Source organism: Phormidesmis priestleyi ULC007 (assembly GCF_001895925.1).
Lineage (GTDB): Bacteria > Cyanobacteriota > Cyanobacteriia > Leptolyngbyales > Leptolyngbyaceae > Phormidesmis_A > Phormidesmis_A priestleyi_A.
On record NZ_MPPI01000001.1, the window covers coordinates 255,008 to 278,158 of the forward strand.

20 protein-coding genes are annotated in these 23,151 nt (G+C 48.4%); 10 read left to right on the plus strand and 10 right to left on the minus strand.

The genetic code is table 11. The annotated features are described in order from the left end of the window. Window positions 1–53: 53 nt before the first annotated feature. Both ebsA and BRW63_RS01150 read left to right on the plus strand, forming a co-directional pair. Window positions 54–431, plus strand: a complete 378-nt coding sequence (gene ebsA / locus BRW63_RS01145) for a type IV pilus biogenesis protein EbsA (RefSeq protein WP_073069070.1) — start codon at window positions 54–56, stop codon at window positions 429–431. 209 nt (window positions 432–640) lie between these two features. After that, entirely contained in the window at window positions 641–1,729 is a 1,089-nt protein-coding gene (locus BRW63_RS01150; protein ID WP_073069071.1) for a phosphotransacetylase family protein, read from the plus strand. On the opposite strand, the gene BRW63_RS28020 is transcribed toward BRW63_RS01150, so the two are convergent. The 5 genes from BRW63_RS28020 to BRW63_RS01170 form a co-directional block, all read right to left on the minus strand. Continuing rightward, entirely contained in the window at window positions 1,730–1,873 is a 144-nt protein-coding gene (locus tag BRW63_RS28020; protein ID WP_181314310.1) for a hypothetical protein, read from the minus strand. Continuing rightward, window positions 1,873–2,640, minus strand: a complete 768-nt coding sequence (gene nuoB, locus BRW63_RS01155; protein WP_083582604.1) for an NADH-quinone oxidoreductase subunit NuoB — start codon at window positions 2,638–2,640, stop codon at window positions 1,873–1,875. The genes BRW63_RS28020 and nuoB overlap by 1 nt, the downstream gene beginning before the upstream one ends. A gap of 254 nt (window positions 2,641–2,894) precedes the next feature. After that, window positions 2,895–3,734: an SWIM zinc finger family protein gene (locus tag BRW63_RS01160; protein WP_073069072.1), complete on the minus strand. Its 840-nt coding sequence runs from the start codon at window positions 3,732–3,734 to the stop codon at window positions 2,895–2,897. A gap of 5 nt (window positions 3,735–3,739) precedes the next feature. Next, window positions 3,740–6,940 (minus strand): DEAD/DEAH box helicase, encoded by a 3,201-nt coding sequence (locus tag BRW63_RS01165; protein WP_244913138.1) that lies wholly within the window; start codon window positions 6,938–6,940, stop codon window positions 3,740–3,742. Window positions 6,941–7,129: 189 nt separating this feature from the next. After that, on the minus strand, window positions 7,130–7,924 hold the full coding sequence (locus BRW63_RS01170; RefSeq protein WP_143161984.1) for a hypothetical protein: 795 nt from the start codon (window positions 7,922–7,924) through the stop codon (window positions 7,130–7,132). 34 nt (window positions 7,925–7,958) lie between these two features. Between BRW63_RS01170 and BRW63_RS01175 the strand changes: the two genes are divergently transcribed. Further along, window positions 7,959–8,477, plus strand: coding sequence for a YjdF family protein (locus tag BRW63_RS01175; protein WP_219898269.1), 519 nt, complete (start codon window positions 7,959–7,961; stop codon window positions 8,475–8,477). Between the two features lie 413 nt (window positions 8,478–8,890). Here BRW63_RS01175 and clpB read toward each other — a convergent pair whose 3' ends face one another. The 3 genes from clpB to gloA all read right to left on the minus strand — a co-directional run bounded on the left by clpB (window position 8,891) and on the right by gloA (window position 13,874). After that, the gene (clpB, locus tag BRW63_RS01180) at window positions 8,891–11,545 is read right to left on the minus strand and encodes an ATP-dependent chaperone ClpB (protein ID WP_073069074.1); all 2,655 of its coding nucleotides are present in this window, start codon (window positions 11,543–11,545) and stop codon (window positions 8,891–8,893) included. Between the two features lie 89 nt (window positions 11,546–11,634). Beyond that, window positions 11,635–13,173 (minus strand): iron uptake porin, encoded by a 1,539-nt coding sequence (locus BRW63_RS01185; protein ID WP_073069075.1) that lies wholly within the window; start codon window positions 13,171–13,173, stop codon window positions 11,635–11,637. Between the two features lie 272 nt (window positions 13,174–13,445). Continuing rightward, window positions 13,446–13,874, minus strand: a complete 429-nt coding sequence (gene gloA / locus BRW63_RS01190) for a lactoylglutathione lyase (protein ID WP_073069076.1) — start codon at window positions 13,872–13,874, stop codon at window positions 13,446–13,448. 177 nt (window positions 13,875–14,051) lie between these two features. Here gloA and eno point away from each other — a divergent pair, with 177 nt between their 5' ends. From eno to BRW63_RS01225, 7 genes are all read left to right on the plus strand, one after another. Next, entirely contained in the window at window positions 14,052–15,341 is a 1,290-nt protein-coding gene (eno, locus tag BRW63_RS01195; protein WP_073069077.1) for a phosphopyruvate hydratase, read from the plus strand. Between the two features lie 622 nt (window positions 15,342–15,963). After that, window positions 15,964–17,121: an ABC exporter membrane fusion protein gene (locus BRW63_RS01200; RefSeq protein WP_223257257.1), complete on the plus strand. Its 1,158-nt coding sequence runs from the start codon at window positions 15,964–15,966 to the stop codon at window positions 17,119–17,121. Further along, window positions 17,121–18,359, plus strand: a complete 1,239-nt coding sequence (locus BRW63_RS01205) for an FtsX-like permease family protein (protein ID WP_073069079.1) — start codon at window positions 17,121–17,123, stop codon at window positions 18,357–18,359. The genes BRW63_RS01200 and BRW63_RS01205 overlap by 1 nt, the downstream gene beginning before the upstream one ends. A gap of 12 nt (window positions 18,360–18,371) precedes the next feature. Continuing rightward, the gene (locus BRW63_RS01210; protein WP_073069080.1) at window positions 18,372–19,076 is read left to right on the plus strand and encodes a DevA family ABC transporter ATP-binding protein; all 705 of its coding nucleotides are present in this window, start codon (window positions 18,372–18,374) and stop codon (window positions 19,074–19,076) included. Window positions 19,077–19,190: 114 nt separating this feature from the next. Then, a complete protein-coding gene (locus BRW63_RS01215) occupies window positions 19,191–19,925 on the plus strand; it encodes a DUF3891 family protein (protein WP_073069286.1) in 735 nt (244 codons plus the stop codon). Beyond that, entirely contained in the window at window positions 19,922–20,443 is a 522-nt protein-coding gene (locus tag BRW63_RS01220; RefSeq protein WP_223257258.1) for a GAF domain-containing protein, read from the plus strand. Before BRW63_RS01215 ends, BRW63_RS01220 begins: the two co-directional genes overlap by 4 nt. Before the next feature lie 78 nt (window positions 20,444–20,521). Continuing rightward, on the plus strand, window positions 20,522–21,634 hold the full coding sequence (locus tag BRW63_RS01225) for a hybrid sensor histidine kinase/response regulator (RefSeq protein WP_073069082.1): 1,113 nt from the start codon (window positions 20,522–20,524) through the stop codon (window positions 21,632–21,634). 243 nt (window positions 21,635–21,877) lie between these two features. Here the strand turns inward: BRW63_RS01225 and BRW63_RS01230 are convergent, their stop codons facing one another. Both BRW63_RS01230 and rpmF read right to left on the minus strand, forming a co-directional pair. Beyond that, window positions 21,878–22,474, minus strand: a complete 597-nt coding sequence (locus BRW63_RS01230) for a sulfite oxidase-like oxidoreductase (protein WP_073069083.1) — start codon at window positions 22,472–22,474, stop codon at window positions 21,878–21,880. 115 nt (window positions 22,475–22,589) lie between these two features. After that, window positions 22,590–22,763, minus strand: a complete 174-nt coding sequence (gene rpmF, locus BRW63_RS01235; protein WP_073069084.1) for a 50S ribosomal protein L32 — start codon at window positions 22,761–22,763, stop codon at window positions 22,590–22,592. Window positions 22,764–23,151: the final 388 nt, after the last annotated feature.

The following is a 23,151-nucleotide window of genomic DNA, read 5'->3' on the forward strand; positions in this document are numbered from 1 at the left end:
TCTCATTCACCAGAAACGCCCGGTCAGATTGACGAAGTAGGTAAATTTAGCATATGTCTATCGAGCAACTACAGCCCGCGCCTCCCCAGCAAGTTGGGGTCTATGTCCCCTACTATCCTCAGGCAAACAAGAAACAGATGTTGCCCTTTGCCATCAGCCTGCATCACAAAGGTGCCCTAGAAGGTCAACGCAAAATCGAGGGAGGTGAAAGCATTCCCTTCATCGCCACCTGGAATGTCTCTTCGCTGCCCGCCGATCTCTGCCGATGCCGCATCCAATTTGACGGCAATGCTGAACTGAGCTATGAAGTGCTGATGGCAAATTTTGAATTCATCGATTTTTTGATCGAAGTGATTATGAACTTCAGGCGCTCTCGTCTAGCTGATTTCTCTCAATCGTTTTATCGCAAACTGCTAAAACTAGAAGACTGAGCCGTAGTGGTTGAAACGTCAGTAATTGTGTGGCGAATATTACAATAGTGGTACTGAATTCTCTTAAACGTAAGGCAGGTTTTGCTTAGAGTCATGATTACAGCTATTTTTTATAGCTAGAAGTATTTGTATCACTCTAGAATAAGCATTGAGCTACTCAGTAGTTTAACTTGACCTTTGCCCACTAAGCATTTAAACGGAGCCAGGACGTGCCAAAGTCCGCGAAGCATTTACTGATTGGATCGCTAGAAGCTTACAGCGGTAAGTCAGCAACGATTTTAGGTATCGCTCATCAACTCAAAGCCAGAGGGCTAGATATCGCCTACGGAAAGCCGATCGCAGGCGGCTGGGGGCAATCTAAAATGGATGACGATGATGGGGATGTCCAGTTTGTTGCCCAAACTTTAAAGCTTCCTAAAGATCGGCTGCAACCGACTCTGTTAACGCTCGACAACGTAACCGTTCAAAAGCGGCTGCTTGAAGAGGATCAAACCAACTACCAGGAACTGCTAGCGCAACAAGCCCAGCAGCAGCAGGGCGATCTGATGATTCTAGAAGGCTCAGGCACCTTAGACGAAGGCAAATTATTTGACCTGTCTATCCTTCAAGTTGCTGAAACCATTAATGCGTCGGTGCTTTTGGTGGCTCGATTCCATTCACTGCTGCTGCTAGATGGGTTGATTTCAGCCAAGCAGCAACTCGGCGATCGGCTCCTCGGCGTGATCATCAATGATGTGTCTAGCGACCAAATTAATGTGATTAATACGCTAATGCTGCCCTTTCTAGAAAAGCAGGGCATTAGAGTATTTGGCGTGATGCCTAGCAGCAACCTGCTTCGCAGCGTCAGCGTCGGTGAGTTGGTGCGTCAGCTTAAAGCAGAGGTGCTATGTCGCGCCGATCGCATGGATTTAATGGTTGAAAGCCTGACGATCGGGGCAATGAACGTCAACTCAGCCCTAAAATACTTCCGAGCGCGTCATAACATGGCGGTGGTGACGGGGGGCGATCGCACTGATCTGCAACTTGCGGCGCTTGAAACGTCAACCCAATGCTTGATTCTGACGGGTCATATTCCGCCCTCAAAAACCATTATCAGTCGGGCTGAAGATTTAGAAATTCCGATTTTGTCGGTGGATTTAGATACGCTATCTACCGTCGAAATCGTGGATCGCGCGTTTGGTCAAGTTCGCTTGCATGAGCCGATTAAGTTTCAATGTGTCTGTCAAATGGTTGACGAATATGTGGATAGCGATCGCTTGCTTTTAGAGTTGGGCTTAGAACCTGCTAATGCGTTGTAATCAAAGCATACTGTTGTATGGGCATGGCACTGCCGTGTCCTCATATAGATTTGTCGCGTCAATCAAATCGGCATGATATGCGATCGCAATTTTGGGATGTAGATTGCCAAAAGATCCGATCGTGGTGACAACAATTCGACTCACTAGCTTTGCTCCGTTTGCTTCGTGGGCAAACCTTCTACAAAGGGAAGTGGGTTGGTCTGCTCGGCTGCAACAAGGGTTGAGGGTGAAGCTTGACGAGTTTCTTCTGCTAAATATTGTCCTGTGTGAATTGGCGGAACAACTCTCATTGTGTGCATTCGGCTGTAATAGCGGTGAGTCGGTTCAGTTTGACGATACTCTTGTAAACTTTCATTCGCAATCTTTTTTCGCAGCTTGATAATTGCATCTAAAATCGCTTCCGGTCGTGGCGGACATCCCGGCAAGTAAATATCGACTGGAATCAGCTTATCGACTCCGCGCACTGCTGTTGGAGAATCAACGCTAAACATTCCGCCTGTGATCGTGCAAGCGCCCATTGCAATCACATATTTAGGTTCTGGCATTTGTTCATAGAGTCGAACTAATGCCGGAGCCATTTTCATGGTGATTGTTCCCGCTGTAATCAGCAGGTCAGCTTGACGTGGGCTGCTGCGGGGAAACATGCCAAACCGCTCAAAGTCATGTCGTGACGCAATCAACGCCGCAAACTCAATGAAACAGCAGGCCGTTCCAAATAGTAAGGGATATAGGCTGGACATTCTTGCCCAGTTATAGAGATCATCGACAGTAGTGAGAATGACGTTTTCAGACAGATTGGATGTGACGGCTGGAAAGGAAATCGGGTTCGCGATTTTTGCGGAGTTGAGCTTTGCGCGGGTCGCGATTTCAAGGTTTGATTCAGAATTTGTCGTCAGGTGCGAGGAATTCATAAAAGTTCCTTGGCGCTAGATTTAGCCGATAGAAGGTGCGAAATGGCGCAGATTGGCTGCTAGTTGTTGTTGCGGTGTAGCGATCGCAGAGAGCATGAATTCATATCATGTTTATTGTATATCAATCCCCAATGAATTGTGGGATGGACATCTTGCCCGTACAGGCTGGAAGCCTGTCCCACTCTCACACCTGAAATAGGATTGCTATATGAGTCTGATTCATGTTCGTCATAAGTCTAGATCAAGAAAATGGGTCAAAGCAAGTCTTTGTTTTTGGATTTGACACGATCGTAAACTTCTTCCATTACCGCAACGAACGACTGATCTTTATTCCAAAACGGCGGAAAATCTCCCTGCTTCTTCACCAAAATTCCAGAGACGCTGCTTTGAGGCGGACGCTCAATCTCTTTCGGTAAAGGTTTAGCACCTTGCCAGAAGTCCTTTACCGTCGTCTGGGTAGGTACTGACAGGAAAGTGGGTCGAGTGTAGAACGAGTCTGTCGATCGAGAGGGTGTTGCTTGGATATCGAGTTCGGCGGCAAGAGCTTGTCCGAGGGGCGTTTTTGCCAGTTCAGACCGCAGCTTTTCGCGAGAAATTCCCCGAAGTTCAAACAGTAAAAAGGGATCGCGATCGAGTTCTGCGGCAACTCGATAGTAAACTCCTGCAATATGTTTGCAAGGATTACTGTAGTCAGGACAAGAACAATCGGTGCTAAAATCTTTTTTCGATTTGGGTAACAGATTGAGATTCAGTTGCGTGAATGCATCCTCAATGTTATCGGGCATCTCATTCAACAACAGTTTAGAAATGAAACTGGCTTTAGAGGCAATATAAGCGATCGCTGCCGTCCACTGGGCTGGACTGATCGAATGCACCACAATCTCAGTCTTATAAATCGGCTCTTTGTATACCCCAAAGTAGGGATTCACATTACCTCGGACTTCAGCAGTAATCACACTATCGGTGATATCGAGTTTGCGAATGCGATCGCTATTGCGATACGATCGTCCTCGACTCAAGCGCCCGGAATCGGTGAATGTTTCCAGCGCTGTGATAAATTTGTTGCCCCACCAAGTTTTGGATAATTGCGCCATGATCTTTACTCCAATACCGTCTTACGATTGAGGGTAATCAGTTGTTTGAAAGCTTCGTTGTTCAGTTCGGTGAGCCACGATTCATCAGAACCGACGATCGCACCTGCGAGTTTCTTTTTATCTTCAATCATTTGATCGATGCGTTCTTCGAGGGTGCCGATCGCCACGAATTTATGCACAAAGACATTCTTCTTTTGTCCAATCCGAAAGGCGCGATCGGTGGCTTGATCTTCTACTGCCGGATTCCACCAGCGATCGAAGTGAAAGACATGATTCGCTTTAGTGAGTGTAATCCCGACTCCGCCTGCCTTGAGCGACAGAATAAAGATCGATGGTTCGGTGTCGGGATCTTGAAACTCTGCAATCATTTTTTCGCGTTTCGGTCTAGCGGTGCCTCCGTGTAGATAGTATGTTTTGTAGCGTTGGTGTTTGAGATATTTTTCCAATGCAGCTCCGATTTCTGCAAATTGAGTGAAGACGAGTAAACTTTCTCCTTCGTCGATCGCTTCTTCAATCATTTCGCTGAGACGTTGGAGTTTATGCGATCGCTCCGGTGAAAACTCGCTTCCATCTTGAAGAAACTGCATCGGATGATTGCAAATCTGTTTGAGTTTCATTAACGTTGCCAACATCATGCCCTTACGCTGAATTCCTTCTGCATCTTCTAACTGCTTCACGACATCTTTCACGACTGCTTCGTAGAGTGAGGCTTGTTCTTTAGTCAGATTGCAGAAGAGTTTTTGTTCAACTTTATCCGGCAAATCTTGAATGATCGCGGGATCAGTTTTCACTCGTCTGAGGATGAACGGCTCGACGAGTTGCTTTAAGGCTGCCGATTTCAATCGATCGTTGTTCTTCTGAATCGGAGTCTCAAACGCTTGCCGAAACTGCGTTTCTTTGCCTAAATAGCCGGGGTTGAGGAAGTTGAGAATCGACCATAAATCTAATAGCCGATTTTCTACGGGTGTTCCGGTTAATGCGAGTCGGTGTCGCGCTGGAAGTTTGAGAATCGCTTTGGTTTGCGCGGCTTTGGGATTCTTGATGTTTTGAGCTTCGTCAATCACGATTCGCTGCCACGTCATGGCTGAAAGAAAGGTGATGTCTTTGCGAATTAAAGTGTAAGAGGTGATGATTACGTCGTGGTCTGCGATCGCCCGTCGAAACTCCTCGGCTGTTTGAACGCGATCGCTGCCGTGATGGAGCAGCGATCGTAAATGTGGTGCAAATTTTTCAATTTCCTTTTGCCAATTTCCAACAACCGACGTGGGCGCAATCAACAAAGTTGGCGGAATCGGCGAAGACTTCTGACGAGTTTTCGGTAGTGCTTCCCGTTCCTGCACTAACCGCGCAATCACTTGAAAAGATTTGCCCATCCCCATATCATCTGCAAGACAGCCGTTTAATCCTAAACTTTCGAGATAGTGGAGCCAAGAGACACCTCGTTTTTGATAGGCTCTCAAAGTGCCATTTAACTGTTTGGGATCGGGCAACACTTCGAGTTGACTTTTATCGTTGAGTTGACTCAACATTGTGGATAAAGTAGAGTCATAAGCCACTTCTAATTCAATTCCGTCGCTGCCTTCTGCGGATAATTTCATCAAGTCAAGCAAGCTCAATTCTGGATTGTCGTTCTTGTGTTTTTTCCAGAACTCTAGCATTTGCTGCATTTTATCTTTATCGAGTTGAATCCACTGTCCGCGAAATTGCACCAGTGATGATTTTGATTGCACAAGCTGTTGCCATTCCTGTTCTTTGACAGGTTCGCCATCGATCGACAACTCGTATTGATAGTCAATCACAGATGCGGCTGAAAAATAGCTTTTACTTTTGCTACTGCCGCTCACTTTGCGACCACCCGCCCGCATTCTGATTTTGGCTCGTCTCCATCCTTGCGGTGTCCACCAAGCCGGAACAATCACTTTATAGCCCGCATCTTCTAGCACCCAAGCCGTCTCTTGCAGAAAAGCAGTGGCATCTTCGAGACTGAGTAAGATTTGGATCGGACGATCGGTATCAAGTCCTGCCCAAAGTTTAGGATAGACTCGTGCGGCGTAACCGAGTTGCATTAACAACTGTTGTTCAAAGTCTTGTCCAAACTGTTTTAGCAGTGTTTTTTGTTGGGTCGATCGCGCGTTCCAATAATCTGCCAAGGGCACTTTGACTGAGGGATCTTGCCGTGCAGCAACTTGGAACTCCAGCACCCAAGGATCATTTGATTCTGGAGGGGACTGAAGTTGGAAACACAGATGAAAGGGCAGGTCAGCTTGACTTTGAGCAATTCGGTTGCGCCAGGTTTGCCATTGCTGATACTGTTCTAAATCTTGATTACGTTGAGGTGCTTCTCCTTGAAGACAACGGCTAATGAGAGTGTTTGCGATCTGTTTCTCAAAGGCTGCCGTGATTGGAGTATGAGTGATGATTTCGTGGAGGATGACTTCAGAGAAATGGCGAAGCAGAGTAGCGCGATCGTGCATCTGCGGCTGAGTAGGCAACGTGTGAAAGCCCGTCGTACACAACAATGGCATCCACTCAGCATATTGTCCCAGTTCAGACTCATAATCCATCGATAGGATTTCCCAACCCGGATATAGTTCAAACTCTGATGCAGATTTACTTTTACGTTTTGGGATAGGTAGCGATCGGTACTTCAGCGACGGAATATAGCGATCGTTGAGAATCACATGCTTGAAGAATTGCGTGTAGTGATACCAAAAGAGTAAATCTGCTCCAAATTGCACATCTGCGAGATTGTGCAACGCCAGGAAATGTAGCTCATTCAGGAGTTTAATCACATTGGGAACAGTAGTACTCTGAGTGCCACTGGTCTTAATCGGAACAACACAGCGATAGCAATCGATCGCCCAATACTGCCAGTCCCAAGTTTCGGGCGAATCGGTTTCGAGATATCGCGCCAATTCAGGCGAAGGACAAGGATGTTGATCTACACTCGGCAATAGAAAGAAGGGTTTGTCGGTGCCTGCGGAGTTGCGCTTTGTGCTAATCGCGATCGGAGTCAGATCTAGTCCAAGTTCCTGCGTTAAAAAGATGGACAGCGGCTCTTTCTGCAAGTGATGTGGATGCAGGAAAGGCTCTGATTTGCGCGGTTTGACGCTTTCTAGGGTTTCCACCCACAGGTAAAAGTTGCCCCGCTGTACAAAGTCAGTTGTGTCTTCTGGAATCCAAGTGCCATGTAGAATGTGCATCATGTTCACACCAACGCCTGCTTTGACTCTATCAAACCCTCGCAGAATGGCACACTTTTTTTGTCCGTTGTTGCATAGAGAGATGGGTTAGGGGCAATCCCCCTATGGTTGTCCTCCGTCAGGGGTATGTACGGGGGCACTATCCCTACAGCCACATCCCCTCATTCTGCAACGTAAAAAATCATTTTGTTATCAGTAAATCGATTTCCAAGCTTTCACCGTTCCTACGCCAATTTCACTATCCAACGTCTCACCATTATCTGCAATTAATCGAATTCTTACATTCTTCTCTGGCGCATTTTTTAACGCTGCGGCTAACTCTTCAGTAACCAGAAACGCATTACCTTTTTCTTTGAGACGAAACACGCGATCGCCCAGTTTCAGCGACAAGTCGACAATCTTCTGAGTGTCGCTAGAAGTGATGCAAACTGAATCGGCAAAGTCATCATCAAAAAACCGAAAAGGATCACGATCAGATCTGAAAAAATTAGTGTGAAGCCGCAACCCATAAGACCCACGGACTGACGCACACTCTCGCCCACGATATGCCAACAGCAAGCGGACTGAGTTTTGACTCCACAAGCTGACGACCTTGACCTGACTGTTTTTATTGCCAAACGATCGAGAAAAATAATTCTGATCAAAGACTGCTAAATAAGTTCCTTCAAATGGGTCAACGACTTGCACAGGCTGTGACCAAGGCACACTTAAATCTGGTTTGAGCAGCGACGATCGCACTACAGGAAACCCTGATGAAACTGCTGCCAAAACACGCCTCTCAGCCGTGATCGCAGCCGTTGAAACTTGTGCGATCGCGGCAATAGAAAGCGTCATTAAACAAAACTTTCTAATCGCCTTTTGAACGCAGAAACCCTTAGCGTGAGTCAACATGGCTACATCACAAAATCGCAGACTATAGCTCGATTCTAGCGATTCATAGACAAGATCGTGCAGCATATTCCACGCGGCTGAAATACAAATTAACATCGTTTCGATGATTGATCCGATGTAAGGCGCATTGATGTCAATAATACTGTTTCAAATCATTTTGAAGCGCTATCTTAAACAAGAGCGTGGACGGTTTGAAGCAGAATCGGTGATTGAAAATACAATCTCTTGTTGGGTCATGAAGCTGACAGTCTTTTTTAATGGTCAATTTTGGGAAGGTGTCATTGAGGTCGATCACGACGGCGTATTAAAAGCGGGACGACATCTATTTGGTGCAGAACCCAGCGATATTGAGGTGCTGTCGTTTGTGTCAGACAATCACGCCACAACCTTAGTTCAGCAAACTCAATGTACGGGTGTGGCTCCAACTGATCATAAGCCGATCAACCCCAAGCGACGATCGCGCGAGGCGGCTAAAGAAATGGCAGTGCGAGGAGTCTCCACAATGGCTCAAATGGTCTTACAGCAAGAGCTTGAGCAACACAAAAAAGAATCAAAGAAGCGCTCAAAAGCAGAAGACGAAGCCAAGGAAGCCGAAAAACGACGACTGAGCCGCGAAAAAGCGAAAGCACGGCATCGCGGAAAAGCTTAACTTAGATCTTGCACCTCTGGTATCTGGACGATGAGAACCTGTGGTTCATAGCATTCTCCCACCCTGAACTGAAGTTCGGGCTAACGGGGAAAGTCCGTTAACGTCAGTTCGACAGAAGTGATTGGCTACGATTGTGAATCCGGGAAGCCCCCTAAATCCCCCATTCTGAGGGACTTTGAACCGGAAATCTTGGCTCAAAGTCCCCCAATTTTGGGGGATTTAGGGGGCTGAAGCCGCTCAAAACGAAACGAAAAGCCTCGTCGAACTCACGTTCCGTTAAAACGGACTGAAGAACTAGCTGGGACTCGCTTTTAGTCCGTTTTAACGGACTTGAACTATTAGCCCGAACTTCAGTTCAGGGCGGGTCAGCAGACTGACTCAGAATGCTGCAAGATTTCAGTTAAGCTTCACGTTTATGAAACGATCGGAGATAACTGGGCGGTGACCGTTTTTTTGTTAAATGACAGTTTACCCTTTACTAGATCAACCAAAATAGTATCGCCATCGACAAACGTATTTTCGAGCAGTTTGGTGGCGATCGGGTTCTGCAATTCTCGCTGAATGGCCCGCTTTAACGGACGAGCACCATACACCGGGTCGTAGCCCAAATCAGCCAGGTGATTTCGAGCCGCCTCAGTCAGTTCGATCACGATCTTTTTGTCGGCTAACATTCCCTGAATGCGTTTGAGTTGCAGCACGACAATTTCGCCCAACTCAGCCCGACTGAGCGGATGAAAGAGAATCGTGTCGTCAATGCGATTGAGAAACTCAGGACGAAAATGCTTTTGCAGGGCAATCATCACGCGCCGTTGCATCTCGTCATATTGAGAATCATCGCCCGCAACATCGAGAATGTGTTCACTACCGATGTTGCTCGTCATCACAATGACCGTGTTGCTGAAGTCGATCGTTCTGCCTTGAGAATCGGTGATTCGTCCGTCGTCCAACACTTGTAGCAAAATGTTAAACACATCGGGGTGAGCTTTTTCGACTTCATCCATCAACACAACCGAGTAAGGTTTGCGTCGCACTGCTTCCGCGAGTTGTCCTCCTTCTTCGTAGCCGACGTATCCGGGAGGTGCCCCAATCACTCGCATCACCGAGCTTTTGTCCATATATTCGGACATATCCATTCGCACCATTGCATCGTCGGCATCAAACAAAAATTGCGCTAATGCTTTGGCAAGCTCAGTTTTTCCGACCCCTGTCGGCCCCATGAAGAGGAATGATCCGATCGGGCGACCGGGATCTTTCATGCCCGATCGAGCGCGACGAATGGCGGCTGAAACTGCTTCGACGGCATCTTGTTGCCCGATGACTCGGTGATGCAGATGATGTTCTAAAGTCAATAATTTTTGACGCTCTGACTCTAGCAAGCGATTGACTGGAATGCCCGTCCATTTAGCGACAATTTCAGCGATGTCAGATTCAGAAACCTGCTCTCTGAGCAGCGTCGAGCCATTGGTCTGCATTTCTAGCAGTTGAGCTTCTTGAGTTTCTAAACTACGCTGAACGGTGCTGAGACGATCGTATTTCAGCTTGGCAGCCGTGTTCAGATCATAGGCACGTTCGGCTTGGTCAATTTGCACCTTGAGATGTTCTTCTTCTTCTTTGAGATGGTTAATCTCTTCTAAAATTTGCTTCTCATTTTCCCATTGAGAACTCAGCCCTTGCTGCTTGTCTCCCAACTCTTCAATCTCTTGATTAATGCGCTCTAACCGATCTTTTGAGGGACGAAATGCTGCCCCGGTTAACGTCGCCTTGCCTTCCCCTTCTAGAGACAGTTTCTCCATTTCTAGCTGTCTCAAGCGCCGTTCGGTCGTCTCTAACTCGACGGGTTTTGAGGTGATCTCCATTTTGAGTTTGGCGGCGGCTTCGTCTACAAGATCGATCGCTTTGTCGGGCAAGAAGCGATCGGCGATATAGCGACTCGAAAGCGTTGCCGCAGCGACCAGGGCAGAATCGGTAATTTTCACGGCATGGTGAACTTCATAGCGATTCTTGAGTCCCCGCAAAATCGAGATCGTGTCTTCGACTGAGGGTTGCTCAATCAGAACCTGCTGAAATCGTCGCTCTAGGGCGGCATCTTTTTCGATATATTTGCGATATTCATCCAGCGTGGTTGCCCCAATACAGCGCAGTTCGCCTCGTGCCAACATCGGTTTCAAGAGGTTGCCAGCATCCATGTTGCCTTGAGTGGCTCCGGCTCCGACGACGGTGTGAAGCTCGTCGATGAAGAGTACGACTTGCCCATCGGAGTTGATTACTTCTTTGAGAACCGCACGGAGACGGTCTTCAAATTCGCCGCGATATTTTGCTCCGGCGATTAGAGAACCCATATCGAGCGAGATCAAGACGCGATTTTTCAACGATTCGGGCACGTCGCCGTTAATGATCCGTTGAGCGAGTCCTTCGGCGATCGCAGTTTTGCCCACGCCTGGTTCACCGATCAACACCGGATTATTCTTCGTCCGGCGAGACAGCACTTGAATGACGCGACGAATTTCTTCATCTCGCCCAATCACCGGATCGATCTTTCCGGCTTTCGCCTTCTCAGTGAGATCTTGCCCAAATTTTTCTAGCGCCGAGTAGCGAGATTCGGGGGTTTGATCGGTGACTTTCTGACTGCCCCGCACCTCTTTAATCGCGGTTTCTAATTTTGCGGTATCGAGATTAAATCCGCGAAATAGCTTCATCCCCAACCGAGGATCGTTAGCAAACCCGATTAAGAAATGCTCGATCGAGATAAAGTCATCTTGCCAATTGTTGCGCGCCAGCTCAGAGCGATCGAGCAGCGTATCTAAATAGCGACCCAAATAAAGCTGTTCAGTGTTGCCCACTTTGGGCTGTCGTTTGGCATAGTCATCGACCTGCTGACCCAACTGCTGCACATCGACCCCAGCCTTTGTGAGAATCTTATTGGCCAGCCCATCTTTCTGCTCGATGACGCTGGTGATCAGATGCTCAACTTCTAAGTTTTGGTGTTTATAGCGCCGGACAACATCCTGTGCTTGTACGATCGCCTCCCATGCTTTGTCAGTAAATTTGCTTGGGTCAGTGGGTTGCATGTTCTCCAGTCAGTCTCTATAAATCTGCTTCTCTGTAGATCCCATTGTAGCCTTTAGCGATGGGCTGTTCGCTGTTAGTAACGAGCTTTCTAAAACTCAAACCCAAATCGAATCACCCACTGCCAAATCATCGGACTGGGACGATTGTTAGGGTTAGAAACGACCAGAAATCCGGGGCTGATATTGAGATGATCACTCAGCGCTAACCCAAAATAGCCTTCTAGATTAGTTTGAGTTGCGCTGCCGATTTTATTCTCTATAAAAGGTTGACCGAGGGCAATTCCCGCCCTAGACCCTGGGATCAGAAAATTGCGGACGGCAAAGCCCAGTGCCCAGCTTTTGGGATTGAGGTCTAAATCCTCTCCTAAAGCTGTATTGAAGCCGTTGTAATTGCCAAACCCCAATCTTCCAAACACCCCAAATGGACGCTTGATCGCCCATTCTGCATTGATGCCGCCTGCGTTGATGGTGCTGCCATTAATCTCTGCGTGGGTGTATTGCAGCCGCACTGTGATCGGCTGTTGAGGTAGTGTATATTCAGCCTCTAACGTGCCCTGGTAGCGATCGCCAAACAGCCCTTTAGCCGGATCTCCGGCATCGGCAGCCGCATAAAATCCGCGCAAGATTAAATTGTCGCGAACCGTCCACGCAACAGCAGCGCCCGCTCCACCAATGCGATCGATTTCGTTTTGCACGATTAAAGGATTGTTGGCAAAAAAGCTAGAGTTGAAATTATCGCCCGCTTGATTGGCGAAACTATTGCGATCGACAAAATCACTAGGCGGCAGTTTAGACCCAACGGCAACTTCAAGGTTTGAGGATGGCTGAAACACATAATAGAGCTTTCTCAAGCGCACCGTGGGAGGAACTCCGACATAATCTAAGCCGCCCCCATCTGCCAAAATGCCCGTTGTGCCCAATAAATTTTGCTGGCGATTTTGAGCCGTCGAAATCGCGTCTCTGCCGTTATTTCCGGTTTCTAATTGACTGACTAGACGATCGCGACCGTTAAAACTGGTGATCAGATTTAACCGAGTCCGAGATGCCAGACTTAGGGTGTCTCTAGAGCCATTCGTTCCAGCGAAAATGGTTTGTCCGTTGAGCTTGGTGGTGGTCGAAAATTGGCGATCGTCTAGCTGAAGATTGCGGCTAGTGATGTTGTCGAGTCGCGATCTCAAATCGTTCAGCGCGTTGCCATAAGCTGCGATTAACCGTCGAATCGTCAAGACATCTTGTTGAGCCGTGCCGCTGACATCTCCGGCGAGAAGCTGTTCTTCAACTTTGCCCAGCACTGCATTCAGTGCCGCACTAAACTCAAACCGACTCAGCGATCGGTTGCCGCGAAACGTGCCGTCTGGATAACCAACAATCACGCCATAGCGCTCAACCAGAGATTGCAGTGCTTTAAAGGCCCAATCACTCGGCTTGATATCCGATAGCTGCGAAACCGACGTAACCTGCGCCATCGGATCTTCGACGATCTCAGAAGTCTGTAAATCTTCCACAGAAGCAATCTGTGAAATTTCTGACGGTGGGGAGAGTGAGCTTGTGTCATTTGCCCACCCAGGCAGAGGTGCCAGAACACTGAGGCTCCCTAAACTGACTGCTAACCATTCAACCTTCTTCACCAGTCTCACTCCTCGAAGAGGGGTTGTCTGCCCGATCGAGCATCACAACCGCTCACACTCCTTCCATCAGGAGTATAAACGCTCAGTGAGATCAGGAAAAAGAAAAGGGAGAAATACGCGATATTAGACCTCCGATGTCTCGAAGAAATCGGAGGTCTATGCCTAACGAGGGGATGAAATGGCTGTAGAGGTAGCGCCCCCGTGCCTACCCCTGACGGAGGGCAACCACAGGGGGATTGCCCCGACCCAAATCATTGCCAAAAAACGTTTCTCTAGACCGTTGCTGCGGAGGGTGCCTTTTCGGAAGCAGTTGCGATCGCTTTTTGCTGAATCAACTCGACTTTATAGCCGTCAGGGTCTTCAACAAACGCGATCACGGTTGAGCCGTGCTTCATCGGCCCAGGTTGGCGAGTGACTTTGCCGCCACGATCGCCAATCTCTTTACAAGTCGCGTAAATATCATCGACTCCGATCGCGATATGCCCATAAGCGTCACCCAAACTGTAGTGATCTTTGCCCCAGTTATAGGTCAGTTCGATTACAGTATGGTCTGACTCGTCACCATAGCCGATGAATGCTAGTGTAAACTCGCCGCCCGGATAATCTTTCTTCCGCAGCAGCGTCATGCCCAAAAGCTCACAATAAAATTTCAGCGATCGGTCTAAATCGCCGACTCTCAGCATGGTGTGTAATAGTCGCATCGTGGTTTCTCCGTTCTTTTTGAGTGTTCGTTACCATTCTGACAAAACTCACCAGACTCTCTCAATAATCTTGAGACACCCTGAATATCCTTACAGAATGCTCTACAAGAGCGTATTCTAAGCGATGGGTAAATGCTGCCATTCATCCTTCCCCTTTCTATCTGAGGTCTATAGAGCATGATTGACACTTCTGAAACCGCTATTGAGTCTATAAACGCTCGTGAGATTCTCGATTCACGAGGTCGCCCGACGATCGAGGCAGAAGTCTATCTCGTCAATGGTGTGATGGGGATCGCCCAAGTGCCAAGTGGGGCATCAACGGGCAGTTTTGAAGCGCACGAGTTGCGCGATGGCGACGAAAAACGCTATGGCGGCAAAGGCGTTCTCACGGCTGTCAAAAACGTCAAAGAAACCCTGGCACCCGAATTAATTGGCCTACACGCGGTAAATCAAGAAGAAATCGATCACAAAATGATCGCGATCGATGGCTCTCCCAACAAGTCCAATTTAGGCGCAAATGCAATTCTAGCCGTCTCGCTGGCGACCGCAAAAGCAGGTGCCGAATCGGTCGGCTTGCCGCTCTATCGCTATCTCGGCGGGCCGTTAGCAAATCTGCTCCCGGTGCCATTAATGAATGTGATCAATGGCGGTGCTCACGCTGATAACAATGTCGATTTTCAAGAATTCATGATTGTGCCCGTCGGGGCATCGAGTTTTAAAGAAGCGTTGCGCTGGGGGGCAGAAGTGTTTGCGTCTCTGAGCAAGGTTTTGCACGACAAGGGCCTGTTGACCGGGGTCGGTGACGAAGGTGGTTTTGCGCCCAACCTAGAGTCAAATCAAGCGGCGTTGGATTTGTTGATGGTGGCGATCGAGCAAGCAGGCTATAAACCCGGCACCGAGGTTGCCCTAGCGCTGGATATCGCTGCTAGCGAATTCTACAAAGACGGACAATATACCTACGACGGATCTGCCCACGCTCCCACCGAGTTTATTGACTACATGGCAAGTCTAGCGAGCCAATATCCGATCGTGTCGATCGAAGATGGTCTGCACGAAGATGATTGGCAAAGCTGGCAGTTATTGACGCAGCAGATCGGCGATCGCTGTCAACTTGTGGGCGATGATTTATTCGTGACGAATATCACCCGCTTACAAAAAGGCATTGATCAAAAAGCGGCAAACGCGATTCTGATCAAACTCAACCAGATTGGATCGCTGACCGAAACGCTACAAGCGATCGATTTAGCCACGCGCAACAGTTTCCGATCGATTATCAGCCACCGATCGGGTGAAACTGAAGATACGACGATCGCGGATCTAGCCGTTGCAACTCGTGCAGGACAGATTAAAACAGGGTCGCTCTGTCGCAGTGAGCGGGTTGCCAAATATAACCAACTGCTGCGAATCGAGGATGAGTTAGGCAGTCAAGCCATTTATGCAGGCAAAGCAGGTCTGGGTTTGAAGTAGCGATTAACCTGGCATCAAAGACCCAGCGTGAAGCGGTAGGGTGTACCCGCAAGTCCTTTGATCTGTCATCGCCGAGATCTTTGCCCCCTAAATCCCCCACGAGTGGGGGACTTTGAGCCAAGACTCCAGTTTCAAGGTCCCCTAAAATGGGGGATTTAGGGGGCTGAAGCCGACTGAAACGAAGCGACGAACGACTGTGTACTCACCCGACGCGATTAGCGCAGAGCGCAACTCTGAAGGAACCGCTCCAATCCGCACAAACAATCGTTGCCAGGTTAATAGTTGGGCATTGCTAAATGCAACACCGATTTTCCCTCATTTCCAAAAGTTGGAAGTGAGGGTTTTTTTGCCCATACAGCATGGCACGCCGTGCCCCGTCAAATGGAACGATCAGCCACAATTGCCTCCGAAATTGGTATGAAATCCAAAATTTCTCTATCAAACCTATCGAGACCAGAGGGTGCTCTCAGGTGAGTTCTCACGCTATAATTCGCTCAATTCAGTCAGGCATCTCTACGGTTAGTCAGGAATCCATCCAGGGTTTTAACCAGAGCTTAAGCGTTTTGTCAAACCCTCAACCAAATCCTGATTAAATCCTCGTTTCTTTTCCAGGAGTCTTGCTTTGAGCGCTAAACCATTGATGAAACCTTCTGGAATTCGAGCCGTTGCGATCGGGTCAGCGATCGCGGTTGCGGTTGCGGGTTTCGGCATTTTCTCCTATTTCATGCTGCGGTTTCCGTCTCAGTCATCGGTGGCTATCTCGCCATCGCCTCCTAGTGAAACGGTCGATGCGGTTTCGGCGCTCGGTCGCTTAGAGCCAGAGGGCGGCGTAATGAAAATCGCTGCGCCATCATCAGGATTTGGCAGTGCGCGAGTGGAGCGATTGTTAGTTAAAGAAGGCTCGATCGTCAAGCCAAAACAGCCGCTCGCCGTGATGGATAACTTCGATGCGCTTTACGCTGCGGCATTGCAGGCAGACGCACAGGTGAGAGAAGCTCGATCGCGGCTTTCTCAGGTGCAATCAGGAGCCAAAGTTGGAGACGTAAACGCCCAACGTGCCAACGTGCTAAAAGCAAATGCTGGGTTGCCCAAAGCAGAAGCCGAAGTGTTAAAAGCTGACGCAGAACTCAAAAATGCCCAATGGGAATATGAACGCTATCAAAAGCTGTTTAAAGACGGCGCAGTGTCAGAATTAGACCTGCAAAATCGGCAATTAGTTTACGAAACTAAAGTCAAGCTGAGAGAGCAAGCAAAACAAGCATCAGAGCAAGCAAAGCTGGAGCTAGAAGGAGCCAAGCAAGTTTTAAGCAGCGTGGCTGAAGTGCGCCCAACCGACGTGCAGCAAGCCATTGCCCAGGTGCAGGTGGCAGATGCCAATTTGCAAAAGGCAAAAGCTGAGTTAGAGAAAGCGGTGGTGCGCGCGCCGATCGAAGGTCAGGTTCTAAAAATTCACACCGATCCGGGCGAGACAGTCGGCAACGACGGCATTTTAGAGCTAGGCAAAACCGGACAGATGTATGTCGTCGCAGAGGTTGACGAAAACTATATCAATCGCATCAGACCTGGACAGAAAGCCAAGATCATGAGCTATGCTTTTCCGGGAGAGATCACCGGAACGGTCGATAAAGTGGGGCTGCAAATTCGTAAAAACGAAGTCTTAAACACCGATCCGGTTGATAAAACTGATACCCGTATCGTGGAAGTTAAAGTGCGGTTAGACAACAGTCAAGCCGTTGCAGGGCTGACCAATCTTCAAGTTAAAGTTGCGATCGTCCCTTAATGTTTGCGATTCCTCTCGCCTGGTTACAGCTTAAGCGTGAAACCATTCGTTTGCTCGTGGCACTCGCGGGCATCGGGTTTGCGGTAATTTTAATGTTTCTGCAACTGGGGTTTCAAGACGCTCTGTTTGAGAGTGCCGTCACCCTCCATCAAAATTTAGATGGCGATATTTTTCTGATCAGTCCGCAATCGACTTCGCTGATTGCGATGAAGAGTTTTCCCGATCGGCGACTCTATCAATCGATGGGGTTTGCTGGCGTTGAGTCGATCAGCCCGATCTATTTAGGGTTTGGCATCTGGAAAAATCCTTTTTGGGAAGGGCCGCCCACGTCACAAACCCGCAGCATTCTCGTGATTGGGATGGTGCCTGGCGATAGTGTTTTTTTGTTGCCAGAGGTTAAGGCAAATCAGGCCCAACTGCGGCTCACTGACGTGGTGTTATTTGATCGTGCCTCTCGCACAGAATTTGGACCGATCACTGAAAAGTTTGAAGCGCTGAAAGCGACGGGCGGCTTAGTTAAAAGCGAGATCGAAAGCCGTCGTGTCGAAGTCGGTGGACTCTTTAATCTGGGTGCTTCATTTGGGGCGGATGGCAACTTGATTACGAGCGATTTAAACTTTCGTCGCATCTTTTCCGATCGCAAAAAGGGTCTGATTGATATTGGTTTAATCAAGCTAAAGTCAGGAGCAGATCTTGAGAAAACATTAGAGCGATTTAAGCAAAATTTACCTGGTGAATTGAGAACCGATCCTAAGAAGACGACTAACCAGACCCAAGAAGATTTTGTGGTCGGAGATGTCAGAGTGTTGTCTAAAAAAGCTTTTATCACGCTTGAGGAAAATTATTGGAAAGAAAGCACGGCGATCGGGTTTATTTTCACGTTAGGAACGGCGATCGGGTTCGTCGTCGGAACGGTAATTGTTTATCAAATTCTCTACACCGATGTCACCGATCATCTAGCTGAATATGCCACCCTGAAAGCAATGGGTTATAAAAATCGCTACCTCTTATCCGTTGTGTTTCAAGAAGCGATTATCTTAGCTGTGATGGGCTTCATTCCTGGATATATCTTGTCTATTGGGTTATATAATCTGACTCGCAATGCCACCGCTTTACCGATCGCAATGACGCTCAATCGCGCAATTCTGGTTCTCTGTTTAGCGATTTTAATGTGTGTAATTTCTGGATCTATTGCCGTTCGCAAAGTTCAAGATGCTGATCCAGCAGATATCTTTTAAGCATTACCGTTTATGTTGCAACCGATTATCGCCATTGAGAACGTCAGCCATTATTTTGGGGCAGGGCGGCTCAGAAAACAAATTTTGTTTGATATAACAACGATCGTCGAACCGGGCGAAGTCGTAATTATGACGGGGCCGTCTGGCTCTGGCAAAACCACCTTGCTGACCCTGATCGGAGCGTTGCGATCGACCCAATCAGGCAGTCTTAAAGTCTTGGGACAAGAGTTGCGGGGCGGCTCAGAAAATAAATTAGTCGAACTGCGGCGCAACATTGGCTATATCTTTCAGGCGCACAATTTGCTCAACTCGCTGAGAGCTTGGCAAAACGTGCAAATGTCGATCGAGTTACACTCCGAGATTCCTGCTAGCGAGTCACGCGATCGGGCAGAGTCCATGCTCGAAGCCGTCGGACTTGCAGATTGGGCAACTCAATATCCGAGCGAATTATCGGGCGGGCAAAAGCAGCGAGTCGCGATCGCCCGTGCTTTAGTCTGTAACCCCAAACTCGTTTTAGCTGACGAACCCACCGCCGCTCTCGACAAAAAATCGGGACGCGATGTGGTAGAAATCATGCACGATTTAGCAAAAAAACAGGGTTCCGCGATCGTGCTTGTCACCCACGACAACCGCATTTTAGATCTCGCCGATCGGATCATTCACATGGAAGACGGTCGGCTATCATCACTCGATGTCACCCCCCTAGCCAATGGGTAGCGGCACTGCTGGCTAATTTCATACATAGGATAGATTTAACTCTCTAAGCGCTGAAGCTATGCTATTCACACTTCTCAATAGAATAGTTAGCTTTAATTGCTAGGAGACTCGATCGTGATTGTTAACCCTGCCAAAGACGGATGGGACGTGATCTACCACCGTGCCCACGCCTTACTCGCTGCTCAACTGGGTGGACAATGGCGCAGAAAAGATGCCCCACCCCGTTTATATGAAACGATCGCCGCCATCTCTCACCACGATGACCTCGAAAAAGAGTGGGAAGAATATAACCTCACCGAAGCAGGTGCCCCAATGGATTTCACCCTGAGCGAAGGCACAGACTACAAACAGCTAAGAAAGCATCTAGAAGGTGCCCTTTATCGCGGTCGTTGGGTAGCGTTGTTGAACTCAATGCACCAAAGCCGATTAGGTGAAAGCAGCCGAGGCGAATCAAAAGAAGCAGACGATTTTTTAGATGAACAATTAGAAACCCAAAAACGCTGGCGCAAAGAACTCGGCATTTCTAAAGAAGACGCTCAGAGCGCTTACGACTTTATGCAGTGGTGCGATCGGCTTTCTCTCATCCTCTGTCAACAACAACTTCCCGACGACGAACGGGCGCTAGAAATCAGCAAAGGCCCCGACGGAAAGCGCTATGACATTCGGCAATTTAGCGACGAGTCAGTCACCGTCGAGCCGTGGTGTTTTGAAGACGATCGCTTCGTGGTAAACGTCGAAGTGTCGCACCTGTCGCAAGCCAAATTTGACGATAACGCCAGTCTAACGGTTGCTCTTAAAGAAGCACCTCGCAGCCTTTTAGAATGGACATTTGTCAAGGAGAAAGCGTGAATATTGCCCAAATCCAGACTTCTCAAAACCTCGATGCCTTCTTTACGAAACTCGTAGCTGACTTAGGAAAATCATTGCAGTGCGATCGCTGTTTCCTCTATCTCCGTCACCCACAAACCAAGTTAGGCAAAGTTCCTTTTTGTTGGGTTCGCAGTTCAGAAATTCCCACAGTCTACGATGAGCAATGGAAACCCGAACCCGCATCCTTAGCCAGCGAAGACCCGATGTTTGCCGCCGCTCTGCGAACCGATCCCTCTATTTTTGTCGAAGATGTTGAAGCCGCCGATCCGCAGGTTTTAAACCAACAGTTTGAACAAGAAAACTTTGGGCATCGCGCCTTAATTCACGGTCACTTGTGCCAAGACGGACAGCTCTGGGGCGTTTTGCAGCCTTGCATTTTTGGGAGACCTAGAGTTTGGACAGATGCCGATCGTCGCACGATCGCTGAAGTGATTGCTCAAATCACGCCTACTGCAATCATCTATATTCAAGCGGCACAACCCAAAAATCTCCCGTAGGAATGAGGCAAATTAATGACCATTAAGGTTGACTAGATCAGTGATTTGCACAACATTTCGTGCCCTTGTCTGAACTGCATGAACCACCCGTCCTTCCCAAAACCAGCTAGAGTCGATCGCATTTTGGTGGTAGACGACACTCCTGACAACTGCTTACTAATTCAAGCTATTTTGCAAGACGAGGGCTATGAAGTTGAGCTTTCCGAGAGCGGTAAAGATGCGTTAGCCAAAATTGATCAATCGCCGCCCGACCTGGTTTTGCTAGATGTGATGATGCCAGGAATGGATGGTTTTGAAGTGACGCGCCGCATTCGTCAAAATACTGCGCTGCCCTTTATGCCCATCTTGCTGACCACTGCTTATGATCAGCCTAGCGTTGCCCAAGGCCTGGATCTTGGCGCAGATGATTTCATTCGTAAGCCCGTTCACTTTGACGAGCTGCTGGCACGAGTGAGAGCATTGCTGCGACTCAAGCATAGTGTCGATGAACGCGATCAAATTGCTCGTCAGCGAGAAGATTTTGTCTCTCGTCTGACCCACGATTTGCGGACTCCTTTAGTTGCAGCCGATCGCATGCTTGATCTGCTGATCCAGGGCGTAATGGGCGAATTGTCAGCAGATGTGCTCGAAATCATGGTGACGATGGTTCGCAGCAACCAAAACCTGCTGACGATGGTCAACATGCTGCTAGAGGTCTATCGCTACGAAGCCGGGCGTAAGTCTCTCGTCTTTTCACCCGTTAACCTCTCAGAGATGCTGAATGAAGTCATTGAAGAGCTTTCTTCGCTGGCGATCGACAAAGGGTTGGCGCTCGATTTTCACCCTGATCCGAACATTGATTTTAAGATTAAGGGCGATCGGATTGAGCTACATCGGGTTTTCACTAACTTGATTGGCAACGCCATTAAGTTCACCGAGGAGGGCGCGGTGCACGTTCAGATCTCTTTGATTGATGATAATTCTGACAATCCTCAAGTTGAAGTCAGAATCAAAGATACGGGGCCCGGCATTCCACCAGAGGAGCAGCCAACACTGTTTGAAAGCTTCTCTAGCGGGAAACACAAGCGCGCGGGCAGTGGGTTAGGTCTGCAACTGTCTCGCCGCATTGCAGAAGCGCACAACGGCACGGTCAGCGTCGAGTCAGAGATTGGACAGGGCAGTTGTTTTATCGTCAGATTGCCGATCGGTTAAATTAACGTCAGTTCGATGAGTTCTTTCGCTTCGTTCTTCAGCGCTTCAGCCCCCTAAATCCCCCAGAATTGAGGTTCAAAGTCCCCCAATTTTGGGGGATTTAGGGGGCAGCCTAGATTTGCAACCGTAGCGAAAAGCTTCATCGAACTGACGTTAAATTAACGTAGGGGCAATTTTCCCTGGTTTGCCTGGTGGGTGTGGGTAGGCACGGGGGCACTACCCCTACGGTCAACCAAAATTTATTTAGCGATCGCTATACCGTTCTTCTGCCCAGGGTTCTCCGCGACGATGATAGCCGTTGCGCTCCCAGAAGCCGAGTTCTTCGTGCGTCAAAAACTCTAGCCCATTGATCCATTTAGCACTCTTCCAGGCGTAGATGTGGGGCACAACCAACCTCATCGGCCCACCGTGTTCTGCTGGAAGTGGCTCACCAAATAGTGTGTGAGCAAAGAAATTCTCTTCTCTCAAAAAGTCATCTATTGAGATATTTGTAGTGTAACCACCGTAGCAGTGTTCTAAAACATACTTGGCGGCGAGGTCTACCTCAATGTGCTGCATAAAATCGGTCACTTTGACCCCTGTCCACTGCACGTCGAGCTTTGACCAGGTGGTGACACAGTGAAAATCGGCAGTGAAATCACTTTGGGGCAGATTCATAAAATCTGACCAGCTAAAAGTTTTTTCTTGCGCCAATCCCCAAACTTTAAATTGCCAGGTTGCTCGATCGACGTGGGGCGTATCGCCATAAGTCAACACCGGGAACCCGTTGGTCAAATGCTGACCGGGAGGCACTCGATCGCCATATTCTGCTTCTGGTTTGCGAAAAAACTTCCCCAGCATCGCTTTTTTCCTACAAAGTCTTTCTCTAACTGTGTAGCAAACTGTTTGCAATTATGTCTCTGCTCAAAGAATGATGAATGATGAATTGAGGGTTTCGCATCCATCATTCATCGCTTTATTCTTCTTCAGTTTCTTCATCGGTGGGGTAGACAAAGCCTTGAGCGCGTCCGGTCAAAATCGACTTGCCGATCGACAGTGCCTTTTGAGCTTGCACTCTGGCTTTGGCTTTCCAGGTGGCTTTGCGCTTGTCACGCTTAGATTTGGAGGTTTTCTTCTTAGGAACTGCCATGATTTTAGACCGTGGTCGTTTTTAGTCAACTTTCCTATCCTACGCTATTTCTCGACTTGTAGCGATCCAGCGTTTGACAGAAGTTTAGACTTCCTGCATCAATACTCCGCCCTCCCCTAGCCCTCTTCTGGGCAGGGCTGATTCATTCTAGAAGAAGGGAATTTACATCTCCCATTCTTTCGTTTGCAGTGCTTTCAGCAATCAACGAGAAAGAAAGCTTACAGCTTTCCTCTTATTAGAATGAATCAACCCTGCCCCAAAATGGGGGATTTAGGGTTGGGGATGAGGGCAGCAATCTCAATGATTCCTGAGTTAATAGCATTAAGGGTGCCCAGAAGTCAGAGCATTGCTGAATTGCGGTATGAAGGAGAGACGCGAAATTTCGCTA

Coding starts and splice junctions, on each gene's coding strand:
- ebsA (WP_073069070.1), top strand. CDS start 54: ATGTCTATCGAGCAACTACAGCCCGCGCCTCCCCAGCAAGTTGGGGTC.
- nuoB (WP_083582604.1), bottom strand. CDS start 2,640: ATGAATTCCTCGCACCTGACGACAAATTCTGAATCAAACCTTGAAATC.
- BRW63_RS01160 (WP_073069072.1), bottom strand. CDS start 3,734: ATGGCGCAATTATCCAAAACTTGGTGGGGCAACAAATTTATCACAGCG.
- BRW63_RS01165 (WP_244913138.1), bottom strand. CDS start 6,940: ATGATGCACATTCTACATGGCACTTGGATTCCAGAAGACACAACTGAC.
- BRW63_RS01170 (WP_143161984.1), bottom strand. CDS start 7,924: ATGTTAATTTGTATTTCAGCCGCGTGGAATATGCTGCACGATCTTGTC.
- BRW63_RS01175 (WP_219898269.1), top strand. CDS start 7,959: ATGTCAATAATACTGTTTCAAATCATTTTGAAGCGCTATCTTAAACAA.
- clpB (WP_073069074.1), bottom strand. CDS start 11,545: ATGCAACCCACTGACCCAAGCAAATTTACTGACAAAGCATGGGAGGCG.
- gloA (WP_073069076.1), bottom strand. CDS start 13,874: ATGCGACTATTACACACCATGCTGAGAGTCGGCGATTTAGACCGATCG.
- eno (WP_073069077.1), top strand. CDS start 14,052: ATGATTGACACTTCTGAAACCGCTATTGAGTCTATAAACGCTCGTGAG.
- BRW63_RS01205 (WP_073069079.1), top strand. CDS start 17,121: ATGTTTGCGATTCCTCTCGCCTGGTTACAGCTTAAGCGTGAAACCATT.
- BRW63_RS01210 (WP_073069080.1), top strand. CDS start 18,372: ATGTTGCAACCGATTATCGCCATTGAGAACGTCAGCCATTATTTTGGG.
- BRW63_RS01225 (WP_073069082.1), top strand. CDS start 20,522: ATGAACCACCCGTCCTTCCCAAAACCAGCTAGAGTCGATCGCATTTTG.
- BRW63_RS01230 (WP_073069083.1), bottom strand. CDS start 22,474: ATGCTGGGGAAGTTTTTTCGCAAACCAGAAGCAGAATATGGCGATCGA.
- rpmF (WP_073069084.1), bottom strand. CDS start 22,763: ATGGCAGTTCCTAAGAAGAAAACCTCCAAATCTAAGCGTGACAAGCGC.